Source organism: Novosphingobium sp. AAP83 (assembly GCF_001295795.1).
In the GTDB taxonomy this organism is placed as follows: Bacteria; Pseudomonadota; Alphaproteobacteria; order Sphingomonadales; family Sphingomonadaceae; genus Novosphingobium.
The window spans coordinates 1-2,404 of record NZ_LJHY01000015.1; the positions used below are offsets into that span (position 1 = coordinate 1).

The following is a 2,404-nucleotide window of genomic DNA, read 5'->3' on the forward strand; positions in this document are numbered from 1 at the left end:
ATCTGCATCGCCGCAACCGTCATCTTCTGGCTCAATCAATGAGTCCTGAGCCTAGCATACAACTTCAGCAGGCTGATCTTCCACCAACGCCGCGAAAGTATGGGATGACCCTGCCCGAAACTCGCCCAGGACGGGTGAATTGACCGAAATAACCTTGAAAACGGACCAACAACATGCCTCCAAACGACGGGGAGCACCGGAATTACCCGCGGTCGCCTTGATCAGCAACGAAGTACCCGGTTTTGCGGGTGTTCAGCTTGCTGGGTTTTGGCGCAGAATGTTGTAAATTGAGTGTTTTATAACATTCTGACTGAGCGGTGATTTGGTGATAGATCAGATGTTTCATAACTGATAATCGTCTACGTAATCGAGGGAAAAATGATTTATCGCAAGGAAATTGACGGGTTACGGGCAGTAGCAGTTGTGCCGGTCATACTGTTCCACGCAGGCCTGACGGTTTTCAGCGGCGGCTACGTTGGCGTTGACGTTTTTTTTGTCATCAGCGGCTATCTGATTACCAGCATTTTGATCAACGAGCTTGAGCAAGGAAATTTCTCGATTTCTCGTTTTTATGAACGTCGAGCAAGGCGCATTTTACCAGCCCTGTTTTTCGTTGTTGCATGTTGCATCCCTTTTGCTTGGATGTGGATGCTACCCGGTGAGCTTAAGGATTTCTCCCGGAGTATAGTTGCAGTTGTCTTTTTCGCCTCTAACATCCTGTTTTGGCGCGAGGAAGGATATTTTTCCCCAGCGGCCGAGCTAAAACCACTTCTACATACTTGGAGTTTGGCTGTGGAAGAACAGTATTATCTGCTATTCCCTGTGTTCCTGCTGCTCGCGTGGCGCTTTGGGCGCAATCGCGTTGTCTGGTCGATCTGCCTGATCGCCGCTATCAGTTTGGCTGTAAGCGAGTGGGCATGGCGCAACCAGCCGACTGCAAATTTCTATCTTGCTCCGACACGAGCATGGGAATTGCTGGCTGGTTCAATGTCCGCTTTTTGGCTGTCGGGCCGCGAGCCACGCGCAAACAACTGGCTGAGCCTATCGGGTTTAGCGCTAATCGTTTTTGCGATCTTTTACTACGATGATGCAACGCCATTCCCCAGCCTATATGCGCTCGCTCCTGTTCTCGGTACAGCTTTGATCATCGTGTTCGGTCGCACAGGCACGTGGACAGCAAAGCTGCTGGGTATGCGAGGTTTTGTTGGCATTGGCTTGATCAGCTATAGCGCGTATTTATGGCATCAACCCTTGTTTGCGTTTGCTCGCATTCGCAGCATCGTCGAGCCTGAAAAATTGCTAATGCTGGCACTTACTGCGCTATCTCTTTTGCTAGCGTATCTTAGCTGGCGTTACGTGGAACAGCCATTTCGCAATGGCAGAGCTTCTGTTCTGCCAACGCGTCGCGCTGTTTTTGCAGCGAGCGCGCTCGTTGCCGCCGTGTTCGTAACAGGTGGCTTGACTGGGGATTTTAGAAAAGGGTTTCCTCAAAGATTCAGCAGACTAGACATCAAAGGGGACGTTGGTCACACTTATTATCATAGGTATATTGACGATACGTTTTTCGATTGCAGCCCAAAAGAAATTGCAAATAAGGCGTTAATTTGGGAAGAATTTTTACGCTGTAAGCAGTCAAAAAGCGACACACCTATTATAGCATTAGTCGGAGACAGTCATGCCGAGCATCTTTTTGTCGGATTGTCTAATAATGTAGATGATAATGTAGTATTTTACATAAAGTCGTCAGTTCCAACATTGAAAAATGTCGAATTTTCCGATATCTTCCAATATATTTTGAATGAAAATGATGTCAAAATTGTTATTTTTTCAGTATATTATGAAAGAATAAATGATATTTACGATATCCCACAATTTAAAAACAACATGATTTCCACTATTCGCACATTACAGTCAAGCCAAAAACAAGTTTTTTTTGTTAAAGATGTACCTTCTTTTAGAATTGACCCAGAAAGTTGCATTTTAAGTAAAACCACACAAATCGCATATGAACGCTGTAAATTCGATAAAAATCAATTCTTGCAAAAGACAAAAAGATACAATGAGATTTTAAATGATATTAAAATGGAAACAAATATCGCAGTTTATGATCCAATAAATGATATTTGCGACAAGAAGTTTTGCTCAATGATTAAAGGAAACCGTATTATTTACAGGGATGGAAATCATCTTAATTTGATTGGCAGCGAGATGATTGGGAAAAATTTGTCTCAATTTATAAAAAGGTTTCGCGAAAATTAATTTTTCGCCAATAGAGCTGGATACCCGCAAAAACCGAGTAGTTCGAGGCGGATTGGTCCGAGGAGGGCTGTTCCCTCTGCTTTTCGGCTATAACGACCGCGCCGTTGGTCTGTTTCGGTCGGTAATTCGGGCGGTTTGACCCGTT

Annotated in this window: 1 protein-coding gene; it reads left to right on the forward strand. The window is 44.7% G+C overall.

Annotation, left to right across the window (positions count from 1 at the left end):
• Positions 1 to 378: 378 nt before the first annotated feature.
• Positions 379 to 2,259, forward strand: a complete 1,881-nt coding sequence (locus tag IP81_RS19595) for an acyltransferase family protein (RefSeq protein WP_082356029.1) — start codon at positions 379 to 381, stop codon at positions 2,257 to 2,259.
• Positions 2,260 to 2,404 lie beyond the last annotated feature (145 nt).